This is a genomic window from Erythrobacter ani, assembly GCF_019204025.1.
In the GTDB taxonomy this organism is placed as follows: Bacteria; Pseudomonadota; Alphaproteobacteria; order Sphingomonadales; family Sphingomonadaceae; genus Erythrobacter; species Erythrobacter ani.
Window position 1 is genome coordinate 1,028,304 of record NZ_JAGSPB010000002.1, and the last position, 15,399, is coordinate 1,043,702.

General features: G+C 60.5%; 16 protein-coding genes. 12 read left to right on the forward strand and 4 right to left on the reverse strand.

Annotated elements, in window-relative coordinates; translation table 11 throughout:
• Positions 1 to 105 precede the first annotated feature (105 nt).
• Positions 106 to 510: a BlaI/MecI/CopY family transcriptional regulator gene (locus KCG45_RS11975; protein ID WP_218317432.1), complete on the forward strand. Its 405-nt coding sequence runs from the start codon at positions 106 to 108 to the stop codon at positions 508 to 510.
• Positions 507 to 2,168 carry a M56 family metallopeptidase gene (locus KCG45_RS11980; protein ID WP_218317433.1) on the forward strand — a complete coding sequence of 554 codons (1,662 nt, stop codon included), beginning with the start codon at positions 507 to 509 and terminating at the stop codon, positions 2,166 to 2,168. Before KCG45_RS11975 ends, KCG45_RS11980 begins: the two co-directional genes overlap by 4 nt.
• 60 nt (positions 2,169 to 2,228) lie before the next feature.
• Here the strand turns inward: KCG45_RS11980 and KCG45_RS11985 are convergent, their stop codons facing one another.
• Together KCG45_RS11985 and ypfJ are read right to left on the reverse strand one after the other, a co-directional pair.
• Entirely contained in the window at positions 2,229 to 2,765 is a 537-nt protein-coding gene (locus tag KCG45_RS11985) for a hypothetical protein (protein WP_255548151.1), read from the reverse strand.
• Positions 2,728 to 3,594, reverse strand: a complete 867-nt coding sequence (gene ypfJ, locus KCG45_RS11990; protein WP_218317434.1) for a KPN_02809 family neutral zinc metallopeptidase — start codon at positions 3,592 to 3,594, stop codon at positions 2,728 to 2,730. Before ypfJ ends, KCG45_RS11985 begins: the two co-directional genes overlap by 38 nt.
• Positions 3,595 to 3,725: 131 nt before the next feature.
• Here ypfJ and KCG45_RS11995 point away from each other — a divergent pair, with 131 nt between their 5' ends.
• The 7 genes from KCG45_RS11995 (at position 3,726) to KCG45_RS12025 (ending at position 10,243) form a co-directional block, all read left to right on the forward strand.
• Positions 3,726 to 4,481, forward strand: a complete 756-nt coding sequence (locus KCG45_RS11995) for a 3-hydroxybutyrate dehydrogenase (protein ID WP_218317435.1) — start codon at positions 3,726 to 3,728, stop codon at positions 4,479 to 4,481.
• Positions 4,478 to 5,962: a M28 family peptidase gene (locus tag KCG45_RS12000; RefSeq protein ID WP_218317436.1), complete on the forward strand. Its 1,485-nt coding sequence runs from the start codon at positions 4,478 to 4,480 to the stop codon at positions 5,960 to 5,962. The genes KCG45_RS11995 and KCG45_RS12000 overlap by 4 nt, the downstream gene beginning before the upstream one ends.
• Before the next feature lie 109 nt (positions 5,963 to 6,071).
• A complete protein-coding gene (gene guaB, locus KCG45_RS12005; protein WP_218317437.1) occupies positions 6,072 to 7,526 on the forward strand; it encodes an IMP dehydrogenase in 1,455 nt (484 codons plus the stop codon).
• 3 nt (positions 7,527 to 7,529) lie between these two features.
• Positions 7,530 to 7,805 carry a hypothetical protein gene (locus tag KCG45_RS12010; protein ID WP_218317438.1) on the forward strand — a complete coding sequence of 92 codons (276 nt, stop codon included), beginning with the start codon at positions 7,530 to 7,532 and terminating at the stop codon, positions 7,803 to 7,805.
• Positions 7,802 to 8,980 (forward strand): RsmB/NOP family class I SAM-dependent RNA methyltransferase, encoded by a 1,179-nt coding sequence (locus tag KCG45_RS12015; RefSeq protein ID WP_218317439.1) that lies wholly within the window; start codon positions 7,802 to 7,804, stop codon positions 8,978 to 8,980. The genes KCG45_RS12010 and KCG45_RS12015 overlap by 4 nt, the downstream gene beginning before the upstream one ends.
• Before the next feature lie 62 nt (positions 8,981 to 9,042).
• Positions 9,043 to 9,537 carry a tetratricopeptide repeat protein gene (locus tag KCG45_RS12020; protein WP_255548152.1) on the forward strand — a complete coding sequence of 165 codons (495 nt, stop codon included), beginning with the start codon at positions 9,043 to 9,045 and terminating at the stop codon, positions 9,535 to 9,537.
• A gap of 25 nt (positions 9,538 to 9,562) precedes the next feature.
• A complete protein-coding gene (locus KCG45_RS12025) occupies positions 9,563 to 10,243 on the forward strand; it encodes a glutathione S-transferase family protein (RefSeq protein WP_218317441.1) in 681 nt (226 codons plus the stop codon).
• A 9-nt stretch (positions 10,244 to 10,252) separates the two neighbouring features.
• Here KCG45_RS12025 and KCG45_RS12030 read toward each other — a convergent pair whose 3' ends face one another.
• Positions 10,253 to 10,747: an RNA pyrophosphohydrolase gene (locus tag KCG45_RS12030; protein WP_218317442.1), complete on the reverse strand. Its 495-nt coding sequence runs from the start codon at positions 10,745 to 10,747 to the stop codon at positions 10,253 to 10,255.
• A complete protein-coding gene (locus KCG45_RS12035) occupies positions 10,740 to 11,687 on the reverse strand; it encodes an alpha/beta hydrolase (protein WP_255548153.1) in 948 nt (315 codons plus the stop codon). Before KCG45_RS12035 ends, KCG45_RS12030 begins: the two co-directional genes overlap by 8 nt.
• A 97-nt stretch (positions 11,688 to 11,784) precedes the next feature.
• Here KCG45_RS12035 and KCG45_RS12040 point away from each other — a divergent pair, with 97 nt between their 5' ends.
• Genes KCG45_RS12040 through KCG45_RS12050 form a run of 3 tightly spaced genes read left to right on the forward strand, consistent with a single transcriptional unit; the run spans position 11,785 to position 15,383 of the window.
• Positions 11,785 to 12,693: a metal-dependent hydrolase gene (locus KCG45_RS12040; protein WP_218317443.1), complete on the forward strand. Its 909-nt coding sequence runs from the start codon at positions 11,785 to 11,787 to the stop codon at positions 12,691 to 12,693.
• A 15-nt stretch (positions 12,694 to 12,708) separates the two neighbouring features.
• Positions 12,709 to 14,094, forward strand: coding sequence for a cryptochrome/photolyase family protein (locus tag KCG45_RS12045; RefSeq protein ID WP_218317444.1), 1,386 nt, complete (start codon positions 12,709 to 12,711; stop codon positions 14,092 to 14,094).
• A gap of 53 nt (positions 14,095 to 14,147) precedes the next feature.
• Positions 14,148 to 15,383 carry an SAM-dependent methyltransferase gene (locus tag KCG45_RS12050; RefSeq protein WP_218317445.1) on the forward strand — a complete coding sequence of 412 codons (1,236 nt, stop codon included), beginning with the start codon at positions 14,148 to 14,150 and terminating at the stop codon, positions 15,381 to 15,383.
• The last annotated feature ends 16 nt before the right edge of the window (positions 15,384 to 15,399 follow it).

Sequence of the window (15,399 nt, forward strand, 5' to 3'; positions counted from 1 at the left end):
CGCTCGGCGAAGAGCAAGGGCGCAATGCGCGCATTCATCTGCGCTTCAGGTTTACAGACGTAGTCGATGTGACTACAGGTGTAATCAAGCAGTTGGGAGGCCGTCTTGAGTAAGTCAGAAGACACATCTTCCGGGACTATCGGACCCGAACGTATCAGCGAAGCAGAGCACGCCGTCATGGAAGTGCTGTGGGATCGGGGCACGCTTTCCGCTGCCGAAGTTTGCGACGAAATCTGCGGCAAGCGCGGTTGGAGTCTTCCGACCGTCAAGACATTGCTGTCTCGCCTGGTTCAGAAACAAGCGATCGAGACGCGGCCCGATGGCCGCCGTTTTCTTTACAGCCCATTGATGGCGCGCTCCGATTATGTCGGCGGGGAATCCCGCCGCCTGGTCGATCGGCTGTTCGGAGGTAAAGCCGCCTCGCTGGTGGCGCATCTCGCCGAATCCGAAGCTTTAAGCGAGAATGACCTGGCTGAGATCGAAGCTCTTTTGAAGGAGCTGAAACAATGACTCAGTGGCTATTCGAAACACTCCTTTGGACGGCGGGGCTTATTGCATTCGTCCTGATCGTCAGGCGTCCGGTTGCGCGGTGGTTCGGTCCGCAGGTGGCTTACGCCTTGTGGATCTTGCCGGCATTACGCCTGGTCCTTCCGACCATAACATTGCCCCATTGGCTGGCTCCGCAAGACGCAGCGCCTGCCGAAACGGGGACATTGATAATCCTGGATCAGGGTGCCGATGCTTCTGTTGCGACACAGTCGGGCTCGGATTCACTCCCGGATGCAGGATTGGCAGCGACCGGTCCTCTCACATCGTTCGATTTTTCATCCTTTCTCCTCGCAGTCCCCTGGGTTGAGGTAGGATGCACGGTGTGGTTGGCCGGCGCTGCCGTCTTCTTATGGCAGCGTTTTGCCAGTTATTTCGAACTCCGTACAGATCTGCTGCGAGACGCGCGGGAAATGGGACGTTCGGGGAGGATCCGGCTCGTCGAAACACCCGGCACACAGGCACCGCTTGCATTTGGCGTGATCGATCCCGTGATCGCCTTGCCGGAAGGTTTCATGGCTCTCGATGACAGGGCGGCGCGCGATCTCGCGTTGGCTCATGAACTGTCGCACCACCGGGCCAATGATCTGCTGATCAATATCATCGTCCAGCCCCTGTTCGCGCTGCACTGGTTCAACCCGCTGAGCCACTATGGCTGGCTGGCGATGCGGCGCGATCAGGAGGCCGCGTGCGATGCGCGAGTGGTTGCCGAAAAACCGATCGAAGAGCGCGCGACCTACGCCAGTCTCATCGCCAGCACAGCCGTTGGCCCTAATGTCGCTCTGGCTGCGCCGATGGCATGCCCGGTGCTTGGCGACAAATCGATAATTCACCGTTTGAGGAGCCTGAAAATGTCCGATACCTCTTCTCGCCGCCGGATGGCCGGCCGACTGCTCGTCGGGGCGGCCGTTCTGGCTCTGCCACTCACTGCGTCGGTCACCTACGCCGAAAACAGCGCAGCCGATCAGCCTGCACCGCCGCCGCCGCCTGCGGCCCCGTCGGCGCCGACACCGCCTCCTCCGCCCGCGCCTCCTGTGCCGCCTGTTGCTCCGGCTGTTTCGTCACCGACGATCATCGTGGTCGATCCCGACACCGGCGTCGAAGGCGGTGACGCGACCGAGAAGGCCAAAACAGTGAAGGTCATCAGCAAGTCCAAGGACGAAAAGAAGCCGGGCAGCGATTACAAGGTCATAAAGGTTCACTCGGCTTCGCATGACGGCGAGCTTGAAGCTGAAGAGATGGAAGAGGCACTCGAAGAAACTCTGGCAGAACTTCGCGTGGAACTCGAAGAGGTCGACGAGGAAGTCAAAGAGGCGATCAAAGAGGCCGAGATTGCGCTGGTCGAAATGAACCACTCGGGCAACCACAAGGGTCGGACCGTTGTGAAGATGCAATGCCGGGGCGATTCGGATGAGGTTGCCACCTTCGTCGAAGGCAGAGGCGGCAGGAACAAAGTCTATCTCTGCCAGGCCAATATAATGGCCAACGCCTTGAAAGGTCTCAAGGAAGCGCGATCAGCGATCGCCAAAAACCCGGAGATCACGGGCGAGATGCGCAGCAACCTTTTGAAAGAGCTCGATCGCCAGATCAGGGACTGGAAGAAAAACGCGCGCGAAGGTTGAACCTAGACCACGTTTGAAGGTCGACGACCGGGGCGGTGCGCAAACCGCTCCGGTTTTTCTTTATTGCTCGGTCGCCTCGATCTGTTCCGCTCGCGGTCTTGCAGGGTAGGCGCATCCGCGTTCCTGCCCGATCCCTTTAAGGAAACCGCGCCGAACCATGCCTGCCGTGGCCGCGGATCGCGCTTTACGCTGATCGCCCGCTGCGCCGGAGACTTCGCGAACGATCCCTCGAAAGGGAATGAACGACCCGACGACGCTTTGCGCGACCTGTCCGCGGCTCAGCCCGGAATCTCCCGAGCCGATGAGGTCGTAATCCGGACCCAGCACGCTATCGAGCCTTGCAATCTCGCTCACGATGGCATTGCAGCTGACCAGCCCGTCGGAAAGATAGGGGTTGGCCTCGGCTTCAATCAGGACCTCCGGAATATCTTCCGGATCGATGTTGAGATCGGTCAGCGGGGTGCGAGCGACTTCTTCGGCATCGGGCTCTTCCTGCTGAACCTGTGCCGCAAGCGGTGAGGCGGGGAGCAGCCAGATCGCGGCGGATGCCAGACCTGCCTTAACGCAGGTCGAAATATGTGTCGCACGCGCTGTCATCTGCCGTCTCCAATCCGCGCCGCAGCGCGCTCATGCGCTGCTGACTTGTACCGTGAGTGAAATTCTCCGGGTTTATGCGCTGACCTGACCGGCGTTGCAACGTGTCATCGCCGATGGCGCTGGCGGCCCGCAGGCCTTCCTCCATGTCGCCGGGTTCGATGCGGTTTCGGTTCTTCCCGGCCCAGACACCAGCATAGCAATCCGCCTGAAGTTCCATGCGCACTTGCAGGTCGTTCGACTGCGAGGGGTTACGCTGTTGCAGGCTGCGAACTTGACCAGCCAGGCCGGTCAGATTCTGGATGTGGTGCCCGTATTCATGAGCGATGACATACAGGCGCGCAAAATCGCCGCCCGTGCCTGACATCTGGGCGAGCTGATCGTAGAATGACGTGTCGATGTAGATGCCGTAATCGGCCGGGCAGTAGAACGGTCCAGCTGCCGAGGAGGCGGTCCCGCATCCCTGTGTCGCGACCCGGCCCGAAGGATAAAGGACCAGTTCCGGTTGCTGAAACCCGACATTGGCGCGCGCGAATTCGGGCTGCCAGGTTTCATTGAGGCTTTGCAGGGCATTGCAGGCCTCCGTCGCGTAGGCACTGCTGTTGCAAAGCTGCTCTTCGCTGACATTTGCCTGCTGCGTCTGCGGCGCCGTCTGTTGCTGCACCCCTTCGACGACACCGATCGTCTGCATCGGGTCGAGACCGAATACGACCGCGCCGATGATCGCAATGACGATCGTCCCGCAGCCCACGCCGCCAGCCCGGCGCATGCCGCCACCTCCACCTCCGCCGCGAACCTTGATCTTGGACGTGTCGAATGGATTGAGCCGCATCTGATATTCTCCCCGGTGTTCAGCCTTCCCCGTGAACATGATTGACTTGAGATAGCGGCGTTCAAAAACTCTGGACACCGATCACGCAAGCGGCGAAGGCTCGATAGTCAAACAATTCACGGATGTTACCGATGTTCCTCAAAGGCAAACGTGCACTTATTACCGGTTCAACCTCAGGTATCGGTCTCGCAATCGCGCGCTGTTTGCACGCAGAGGGGGCAGAGATTGTTTTGAACGGGCTTGGCGACGCCGATGAGATTGAAAAGGTTCGTCAGGAACTGGACGCGGATTTCAACGGCGCCAACTTGCTCGATCCTGCCGCTATCGAGGCAATGATGGCAGAAACCGGCACAGTCGACATTCTCGTCAACAATGCAGGCATGCAGCACGTTTCGCCCGTGGAGGATTTCCCAACCGACAAATGGGATGCGATCATTGCGCTCAATCTGACGGCGGCCTTCCACACATCACGGCTTGCAGTGCCAGGAATGAAGGAGAAGGGCTGGGGCCGGATCATCAACACGGCGAGCGCGCATTCGCTCACCGCTTCCCCGTTCAAGAGCGCCTACAATGCTAGTAAACATGCGATTGCCGGGTTTACGAAAACCATCGCGCTTGAGCTTGCACAGACCGGTGTGACCGCCAATTGTATCAGCCCCGGCTATGTCTGGACTCCGCTGATCGAAGGGCAGATCCCCGACACCATGGCGGCAAGGGGCCTTTCGCGCGAAGAGGTCATCAACGATGTCCTGCTCGCAAAACAGCCGACCAAGAAATTTGTGCAGCCCGATGAAGTCGGCGCATTGGCGACGTTCCTGTGCCGCGAGGAGGCTGGCAACGTCACCGGCGCGAACTGGAGCATCGATGGGGGTTGGACCGCCGAATGATCCGAACTGGGGCGCAATGGGGGCTGGTGTTTGCGGCGGCAATGATGCTTGCCGGATGCGCGGGCGCGCCCATCGCCAGCGTGCCGTCGCACGAACGCCTGGCGATCGAGCAGAACCTGAGGCAGGACATTGCCGTTCTGGCCAGTGACGATTTTGGCGGACGCAAGCCCGGAACTGCTGGTGAGGAACGCACCGTCGCCTACATCACGCAGCGCATGGAGGCGATCGGGCTGACTTCTGGCACCAACGACCCGGGCAGCGCATGGCGTGCTCCGATTCAACTCGTCAGCAGCAAACCTTTCACGAGCCGGATCGCGATAACCGTTGGCCGCGAGACCATCGAACTTGATCCAGCAACTGCCGTTGCGTTCTCCGCACGTAGGCGCGAGCTTGTTGAAAACGGTCAGGTGGTCTTCGTTGGCAGGGAAGCGGAAAGCGTTCCCGACGATGATGTCACCGGCAAGGTCGTGGTCATGCTGGGTGAGCCGGGAGTGAGCCCTGAGCGCCGGGCGATCCTATTCGAAAAACGTCCCGCCGCCATCATCACCGTGGTGGAAGACAATGATGCAATCGCCAGCGTGAACCGCGTCTTTGCGAATGAGCAGATATCGCTCGCGAGCGAAAACGGATCGGCTCTCACCGGGTTCACGACCCATGCCGCGATTGCAGAGGCTCTCGGCAAGGATGATTGGGCAGCTTTGGTCGATCTGGCGGACGGCGCCGATTTCTCACCAATAGATCTCTATGCGGCCGCGACGGTCGAGGCGAATTCCAATCGCGCTGAATTCACCAGCCACAATGTCATCGGCAAGATTCCGGGTACTGTGCCGAATTCCGGTTCAATCGTGCTGATGGCGCATTGGGATCATCTTGGAGAGTGCGGGATAGCGGAGGCCCAAGACCGCATCTGCAACGGGGCCGTCGACAATGCGAGCGGAGTTGCGAGCTTGCTCGAATTGTCTCGCAGGCTTGTCGCGGCCGGACCGCATGACCGCGACATCTATGTCGTGGCGACGAGCGGAGAGGAGTCCGGGCTGCTCGGCGCACAGGCGTTTACCGAAGCGCCGCCCATGCCGCTCGATACGATTGTCGCGGCCTTCAATTTTGATACCGTCGCCATTGCTCCGGCCGGCAGCAAAGTCGGGTTTGTGGGGGAGGGTCGAACACCGCTCGATCCTGTGATCCTGGACGTCATAGCCAGTTCCGGGCGAGAGCTCGGCGATCGCTCTTTCGCCGAACAATTCGTGCAGCGGCAGGACGGTTGGGCACTGCTGCAGGAGGGCGTACCGGCAGTGTTCCTTTCGACCGCATTCGGGTCTGAGATAACACTCGGTCCCTATCTTGCTTCCGACTACCACCAGGCGGGGGATGAGCTGGATAAGATCGAACTGGGCGGCGCTATCGACGACCTGCTTCTGCATGAAGAACTGGTCCGAAGGTTTGCGAGCACTGCCGCATATGCGCCCGCCCGCGGCGAATAACGTCGATAGCGGCTGCCGAAGCCCTAGCGCTTAGCGAAAAGCGCGCCTAAATGGGCCGCCACGATTCTCCCGCCCGACGACGGCCTGCCTGAAATTGAAAGTGGCGCATATGGACATCCCTCTTGGTCTGACATTCGATGACGTGCTGCTGCGCCCTGCGGAAAGCAGCGTACTGCCGAGCATGGCCGATACCAAGACACGGCTGACGCGGAATATCGGGCTGAACATCCCGATCCTGTCGGCCGCGATGGATACCGTGACCGAGGCCGACATGGCCATCGCCATGGCGCAGATGGGCGGAATCGGCGTGCTTCACCGCAATCTCGAACTGCCGGATCAATGTGCGGCGGTGCGCGCCGTCAAACGCTTCGAAAGCGGGATGGTCGTCAACCCGATCACAATTGGTCCGGAGGCGGTGCTTGGCGATGCGCAGGCGCTGATGGAACAGCACCGGATCAGCGGCATCCCCGTGACAGATGGCAATGGCAAGCTGGTCGGGATGCTGACCAATCGCGATGTTCGGTTTGCGGAAAATCCGGCTCAGCCCGTGCGCGAACTCATGACGACCGAGAACCTCGCCACGGTGCCGCTTGGCACATCGCAGGAAGATGCGCGGCGGCTGCTGCATAAACGCCGCATCGAGAAGCTTCTGGTGGTCGATGATGATTTCAAATGCATCGGGCTGATCACGGTCAAGGATATCGAAAAGGCGGTAACCTACCCTCACGCGACGAAGGACAGTGCGGGGCGCCTCCGCGTTGCGGCTGCGACGACTGTTGGCGACAAGGGCTTCGAACGCTCGGAAGCTTTGATCGATGCCGAGGTGGACGTTGTCATCATCGACACGGCGCATGGGCACAACATCGATGTTGCACGCGCGGTTGAGAGGGTGAAGAAACTCTCCAACTCGGTCCAGGTCGTCGCAGGCAATGTTGCGACGGCAGAGGCGACCAAGGCGTTGATCGATGCAGGGGCTGATGCCGTCAAGGTTGGCATCGGACCTGGCTCGATCTGCACGACCCGGGTCGTCGCCGGTGTCGGCGTGCCGCAACTCACCGCGATCATGGAAAGCGCCGAAGAGGCATCAAAATCGGGTGTGCCAGTGATCGCCGATGGGGGTCTGCGCACCAGCGGCGATGCAGCCAAGGCGCTCGCTGCCGGAGCAAGCTCTGTCATGATCGGTTCGATGCTTGCCGGGACTGCGGAAAGCCCTGGTGAGGTATTTCTCTACCAAGGGCGCAGCTACAAGGCATATCGCGGCATGGGTAGTGTCGGAGCGATGGCGCGCGGCAGCGCCGACCGGTACTTCCAGCAAGACGTGTCGGCGATGAAACTCGTGCCCGAAGGGATCGAGGGGCAGGTGCCATTCAAGGGGCCAGCAGCGAATGTGATCCACCAGCTGGTCGGCGGGGTGAAGGCGGCGATGGGCTATACAGGATCGGCCACGATCGAGGATCTGCGGAGCAATGCGAAATTCATTCGCATCACCAATGCGGGCCTTTCGGAAAGTCACGTCCACGATGTCGCGATCACCCGCGAAGCGCCGAACTACCCGACGCGCTAGGCGATGGAACTGTTCATACCCTTCATGCTGTTCATCCTGGATCTTCGTGATGACACCGCGTCCGGACCTGTCCTGTCGCGCCATCCTGCGCTTTACGCTAGCGAAGCGGCGTGCAGGCAGGCAGGCGAGACGATCATTCGGGAGCGTATTGCTGCCGATGAGAGAGATGCTCCGAGTTTCGCAGCATTTTGCGAGCGCGTACCTGAGAACGGCGAATATGATGCGCTCTTGCGCGAACTCGATCAGCAGCGCGGAAACCGCGAAGACCGGTCACAGTGACTCCTTCGGCTCGCGTGCAGGCGGCCATCGAGCTGCTCGACGAAGTGATCGAGGCGGCACGGCGCGAAGGCGCTCCTGCGGACCGGCTGATCGCAAAATATTTCAAGCAGCGGCGCTACGCCGGATCGAAAGACCGGCGCGCGGTCAGAGAGCTTGTCTACAGCGCGATCCGGCATTGCGGTGAAGTGCCCGAGAGCGGGAGGGCGGCGATGCTCGGCCTGGCGCAGACCGATGCCGCACTCTCGGTACTGTTCGACGGGGAAGGGCACGGACCGAAACCGATACACGAAGGCGAACCGAGAGCGGCGAGCGGAATCGCGCCTGATTGGCTGGTGAGCAAGCTAGCGGAATCGGGTGTCGTAGGTGATGCCGCGCACAGCCTCTTGGGGAGGGCCCCGCTCGATATTCGGGTAAATGCTCTCAAGGCCGACAGAGAGGGCCTCGAACTTCCCGAGCGCGGCGAACCGCTCGCAGCCCCCCAGGCGCTGCGCTTCCCTGCGGGCACGGCGGTCGAGCAGTGGCCCGAATACCGCGAAGGCAAAATCGAAGTGCAGGATCACGGCAGCCAGTTGGCCTGTCTCGCTGCCGGCGCCATGCCCGGCGAGACCGTGATCGATCTTTGCGCAGGAGCGGGCGGGAAAACACTCTCCCTCGCTGCCTCGATGCGCAATGAAGGAAAACTGCTCGCCAGCGACACTGATCGCGGGCGGCTGTCCAAACTCGCTCCACGCGCTGAACGGGCCGGGGCCGGGATTATCGAGACACTGCTGATGAACCCCCACGCCGAACTTGAGGCGCTGTCGGATCATCGCGGTTCCGCCGATCTCGTATTGGTCGATGCGCCCTGTTCGGGCACGGGCACATGGCGGCGCAAGCCGGAGGCGAAGTGGCGGCTGACGCCGGATTTGCTCCAGAAATATACAGATTTGCAGGACCAGTTGCTGGATATCGCATCGCAGCTGACGAAGCCCGGAAGCAGGATCGCCTTCATCACATGCTCGCTGCTCGATGCCGAAGGTTCGGACAGGATCGATGCCTTCCTCAAGCGCAACCCAGCTTGGCAGGCGGAACAGCCTGAACTGCCGCTTGGAACCCCTCGCGGGCAGGGCATCCGACTCGATCCGTTCCACCACGGCACGGACGGGTTTTTTGTCGCCATTCTCCGTTCAGCGTGATAGCCACGGGCTATATGGCCCAGTCCGCCACCTCCCGGCCTGCTGCATTCAAGGAGCAAATTATGCGTTTCGCGCCAGCTGCCGCTGCTTTGTCGCTATTTCTGGTCACGACCGCGAGCGTAACCACAGCGCAAGATCCGGACGCAGATCCGCGAGCCGCGGCACTTATCATGGAAGGCCGCGCCCTGCTGAGTGCAGGCGATACGCAAGCTGCCATCGATGCGTTTGAAGCGGCTCTTGCCGTCGATCCAGCCTATACGCCGATCTTCTTAGAGCTGGCGGCCGCCGCCAGGCAGGACGGCCTGCAGGGCAAGGCCATCCGGTTTTACCGCGAAGCTCTGATCCGCGATCCGGACAATTTCGCCGCCATTTCGGGCGAAGGCGAAGCGTTGGTTGAGAAAGGCGCGCTTGAAAAGGCCAAGCGTAATCTCGCACGGCTTGAAAGTCTGTGCGGCGCCAACTGCCCGGAGACGGTTTCGTTGCAAGGTGTCATCGACGCCGGACCACCAGCGCGGCTCGCCGCGGAAACGCCCCAGGATGGGCCGACCAGCAATTAGGCACAATGGGGGGCCTTCCACAATCATGCTGACGCTCCACCACCTCGAATATTCACAAAGCTTCCGCATCCTTTGGCTGCTGGAGGCACTCGGCGCGGAATACGAGCTGAAGAGTTACAACCGCGATCCGGAGACCAGTCTGGCCCCGGACGATTATAAAGCGCTGTCGCCACTGGGGACCGCGCCGGTGGTGACCGATGGGGATCTCGTCCTCGCCGAAAGCAATGCAATCATCGATCATGTGCTGGACGCATATCCCGACAGCGACCTAAGGCCCTCCGCCGGGCATCCGGACCGTGCGCGGCACCTGTTCTGGTTTCACGCGGCCCAAGGTTCGCTGATGTCGATACAGGGCGTTGCCATGGTGCTGAACCTGCTGGAGACACGCACGCCTTGGCCAATCAGTGCGCTGCTCAAGGCGATTTTCGGGCAGGTGCGCAAGCTGTTCGTCAATCCCCGGATCGATGCGCTGTTTGGCGAGATGGAAAAAGACCTCGGGACGCAGCCTTTCTTCGGCGGCAATACCCTTACCGCGGCTGACATAACGTTGGTCTACCCGATGTATGCTGCCCGCGACAAAGGGACGTTCGATGGCAAGTATCCGAATATCTCGGCTTGGTTCGACCGGATCGAGGCGATGCCGTCTTTCATAGCTGCGCGCGCAAAAGACGACAGGCCGCGGATAGCTTTTCGCTTCGAGAATTGATCCCGGCGCTCAGATCAGCGGTACGAATTCGGCAACGAGCGCTGAATATACGTCGCGCTTGAACGGGACTATGAGGTCCGGGAGCAGCTGAGGTTCGACCCATCTGTACGCGCGAAATTCTGCAGGATCATGCGTTTCGAGGTCGATGTGGGAATCCTCACCCAGAAACCGACCAAGATACCAATACTGGATCTGGCCGCGATACCTGCCCTTCCAGACGTTCCCAAGCAGGTCGGGCGGTAGGTCGTAATGCAGCGGTTTCGATGCGGGGGCGACGATATCGACGAGATCGGCAGCGATCCCCGTTTCCTCTTCCAGCTCGCGCAAAGCAGCTGTTTGCGGGTCTTCGCCGGGATCGATCCCGCCCTGGGGCATCTGCCAGAAACCGTGCGTGCGCGGATTGATGCGCTCACCCACGAATACGCGCCGCTCGCTGTTGACCAGCATAAACCCCGCGCAAGGGCGATACGGCAGTTCGCTCGCGTTCCTCGCCATCTCAGCCATTGTCCAGCATGAATTTCATTGCCGCGACTATCCGTTCGACGTCACCTTGCGTGCTTGGGACGGCCTGCCGCAAATTGGTGAAACTGTGCGTGACGCCTTTCATTTCGAGAAACACGAAATCGCGGCCCGCGTCGGCGAGCGCCTTGGCGTAGTCGCGCCCTGAATCGCGGATCGGATCAAGGCTGGCAGTAACGAGCACGGTTGGCGGAGCGTTCGAATGATCGCCGAGGATGGGGATCGCACGCTTATCGCTCTTGTCCGCCGCATATTGTGCGTCGAAAAACTCTATCGTCTCCTTCGTCAGCACGAACCCGTCGCTGAATTCCTCGAGGCTTTCCGATGTTATAGCATCGCTAGCCAGTGGGAAGATCGGCACTTGCAGGATTATCGGTACATCCGCCGGGTCTGCGGCGAGCGATTGTCCAATCACGATGCTCGCATTGCCGCCTGCGCTGTCGCCCATCGTGATCAGGCCAGTCACCGCGCGGTCAAGCTCGGATGGGCTGGATGCGATCCAGCGCGCGGCCGCTTCGCAATCCTCGATCGGCTGTGGGAACGGGGCCTCTGGTGCGCGCCGGTAATCGACCGCGACAACAGGCAGGTCCGAAAGCATGGCGATTTCAGTGCAGAGCGCATGGTGCGTCTCAAGATCACCGATGATGAACCCGCCGCCGTGGTAGAAGGTGATGACCGGGCCAGGATCGCGTCCTTCGCGCGTGTCGTACAGACGCAGAGGAATGTCGCCGGCGGGCCCTGGGCAGGAGAGGTCGCGGATCATTGTTAGATCGCGTGCGGGCCGATCTGCCATACCATGCAAGGCGACATAGGACGCGCGCGCTTCTTCCAGCGTCATGTCGGCGATTTTTGGACCATTCATCGCTTTGAGCGCATCGATGAATGCCTTCATGTCGGGGCGGACGTACGGACCGGTTTCGCTCATCTTGCCAGGGTTCTCCAATTTGTATGCCGGTGCGATAGGCCGGGTTGCGCTGCATTTCCACTCGCATTGATGGCAAGCGGCGGTTAGGCGGCCCGGCATGGACAATTTGACACACAGCCTGGTCGGCGCGCTTCTTGGACAAACGGGCCTAAAGAAGAAGACCGGCCTGGGCATGCCCGCGCTGATCATCGGGGCCAATCTGCCCGATGTGGATGCAGCGTGCTTCTTTTGGCTGGAGGGAACCGAGCATCTCGGGTTTCGGCGCGGGATCACGCATGGTCCGCCTGCCATGGTGCTATTGCCTTTGATCCTCGCCGGTTTGCTTTGGGGCTTCGACCGCTGGCAGGCAAAGCGCGGCAAGCGGCCCGAAAAGCGCCTGCCGGTGCATTTCGGATGGCTGTTTGCTCTGTCCCTGATCGGATGCCTCAGCCACCCTGTCTTCGACTGGTTCAACGTATATGGCATCCGGCTGCTCGAACCGTTTTCCTCACGGTGGTTCTACGGCGACACGCTGTTCATTATCGACGTGTGGCTTTGGGCCATCCTGATCGGCAGTGTCTGGTGGTCGCGTCGGAGAGAAAAGCGGGGCGGAAACTGGCAGCGGGCCGCGTGGATCGGGATCATCATCGGGTCTGTCTATGTCGCTGCAAATGGCCTCATCACGAAGATTGCCGAAGAGGCGACTTTCGCGCGGACCGGATTAGCCTCGATTGAGAGCCCCCTCGTTATCAATTCCTGGGAGCGAGAGACCATTATACGCGAACGTCGCGGCGCCTACCGGATTGATGGCGATTTAGTCGGACAGTGCAGCCTTGGTTTTGTGAAAGAAACCGAGCTTTCATCTCAGGCAGATGCCTTCCTCTTATGGTCGCGAGCGCCTTTTGGCGTGCGCGCAAAAGATGGTTCGGTCATTCTCTATGATGCCCGCTTTTACGATCCGCGCGCTCGCGGGCGTTTCTCGGTCGCGCTGCCCGATGTCGAATGCAAGGAACTCCCCGCCGACTAACGCGCTCTTTCTCACATGAGCGAACCGCAAATTCTCTGGCTGCGCCGCGATCTGCGCATGGCCGATAATCCCGCCCTTCATGCCGCCGCCGCACAAGGTCCTGTCGTGGCGGTGTACGTGCTCGATGACGAAGCTGCCGACCACCACGCCTATGGCGGCGCGTCGCGGTGGTGGCTGCATCATTCGCTCGAAAGCCTTGGCAAAAGCTTTGGCAAACGCAATTCCCGAATCATTCTGCGGCGCGGCGATGCGGTCGAGGAGCTGTGCAAGGTCGCAAAGGAAGTCGGCGCAGGCACTGTTCACGCAAACCGTCATTACGAACCGTGGTGGCGCAAGGCCCAGGGCAAGCTTGACGAGAAGCTCGACCTGCAGCTCTACGACGGCAATTACATCTTCCCGCCCGGTTTCATCACCACCGGATCGGGCGACCCGTACAAGATCTACACACCGTTCTACAAATCGAGCAAAGCGAAGTTTCCCCCTCGCGACACCGTGCCCGAACCGGAGACGATTTCTTCGCCCGAGAACTGGCCCGATAGCGATGTCATTTCGGACTGGGACCTGTTGCCGACGAAGCCCGATTGGTCCGGCGGGATTGCCGATTTCTGGGAGGTTGGCGAAGATGCAGCGCACACCCGCCTCTCCGAATGGGAGGACGATGTCGCGGATTATGACGACCAGCGGAATCTACCTTCGATCGACGGATCGTCGCGCTTGTCGCCGCATCTGCATTTCGGTGAGATTTCTCCGATCCAGATATGGCACGCGTTGAAACACAAGCGTTCCGACGGTTGGGAAACCTACGAAAGCGAGCTGGTCTGGAGGGATTATGCGCAGAATGTAATCGCGCAATTCCCCGCCTATCCAAGCGAGAATTACCGCGAGGATTACGACCGGATCGCATGGCGTAACCCTGACAAGGACGAGGAAGCTGCGGGCGATCTTCGTGCGTGGCAGAAGGGGCAAACAGGCTATCCGATCGTGGATGCAGGGATGCGGCAACTGTGGCAGACCGGATGGATGCACAACCGCGTCCGGATGATCGCGGCGAGTTTCCTCATCAAGCATCTGCTGATCGACTGGCGGCGGGGAGAACAGTGGTTCTGGGATACATTGGTGGACGCCGATTATGCCTCCAATGCGACGAATTGGCAGTGGGTTTCAGGGACAGGCGTCGATTCCAACATGTTCGTGCGGATCATGGCGCCGCTCAGCCAGTCAGAGAAATTCGATGCGGCGGGCTATATCCGCGAATACGTGCCTGAACTGAATGATCTGTCCGACGCCGACATCCATGATCCCCCCGACGAAAAGCGCGGGGACTATCCGGACAAGCTCATCCCCCACAAAGCCGGGCGCGAGCGCGCGCTGGAGGCCTATCGAGCGATGAAAAACGGTTAGCACCGGCTCCTTGCGCCTTGCCCCATCATGATTCCTCCGATTAAGAGACTGCGATGAGCGCGCAGGGGATGAGAGGTGAACCGCTATTGGCGGGCGGCGCGCGTTTTGCGCCGCAGCCCGGTTTTCTGGCGAGACTTTTCGCTCCCGGATTCAAGACGATGCTCGACCGGGTCGACGCAGGGCTTGAAACCGGTTCGCTCACTTCGCACCTGCCCGATGGCACCATGCGCGTCCTGGGCGGAAGAGCCCAGGGCTTCGATGTCGAAATCCACTTGAAAGATTGGCGTGCGCTCATCCGGCTCGCCACGAATGGGTCGGTAGGCTGGTATCAGGCGTACGAAGCCGGCGAGTGGGAGGCGGACAATTACGCCCACCTTTTCGCACTGTTCGGCGCCAACGCTCGCTCGTTGGGAAACACCGCGCGCAGCATCGGCCCGTTCCGCTGGATCGCAGCGCTGGCGCATCGCTTCAACCAGAACAGCAAGGCTGGATCGGTGCGCAACATTGCCGCGCATTACGATCTCGGAAACGACTTTTACAGCGCCTGGCTCGATCCAAGCATGACCTATTCAAGCGGGCTAGGGCTGACCGGAGGCGACCTTGCCGCGTCGCAAGCCTGCAAGCTCGCAGCGATCGCCGACCGGGTGGCGGGGTCCGAAACCGTGCTTGAAATCGGCTGCGGTTGGGGCTCGATGGCGCGTACGCTCGCAGAGGGCGGGGCGAAGGTCACCGCTATCAGCCTCTCGGACCAGCAGCTTGCATTTGCCCGCGCGCACTCCGATCCGGCGATCGAATTCAGGAAACAGGATTACCGGGATGTGGGCGGCCAGTTCGATGCCATCGCCAGCGTCGAAATGGTCGAGGCGCTGGGCCGCGAATATTGGCCTGATTTCATGAATTGCGTCGCGCGCAGCCTCAAACCCGGAGGGCGCGCTGCGATTCAGTATATCTCGATGGCGGACGATCTGTTCGAAACCTACGCGCAATCGGCCGATTTCATTCAAGCTTATGTTTTTCCCGGCGGCATGTTGATCAAGACCTCGGAATTCCGCGCGCTCGCGGAGCAGCGGGGGCTCCGCTGGACCGATCAGACCGATTTCGGTCGCGATTATGCGGCTACGCTGCGGACATGGAAGGACAGTTTCGATCGTGCCGTATCCGAGGGACGTCTGCCTCACGGATTCGATGACCGGTTCATCAGCCTGTGGCGCTATTATCTGTCATACTGTGAGGGCGGGTTTCTCTCAGGCAATATCGACGTGCATCAGGTGACACTGGTCAAGGATTGAGCTGGGATATCCGGCG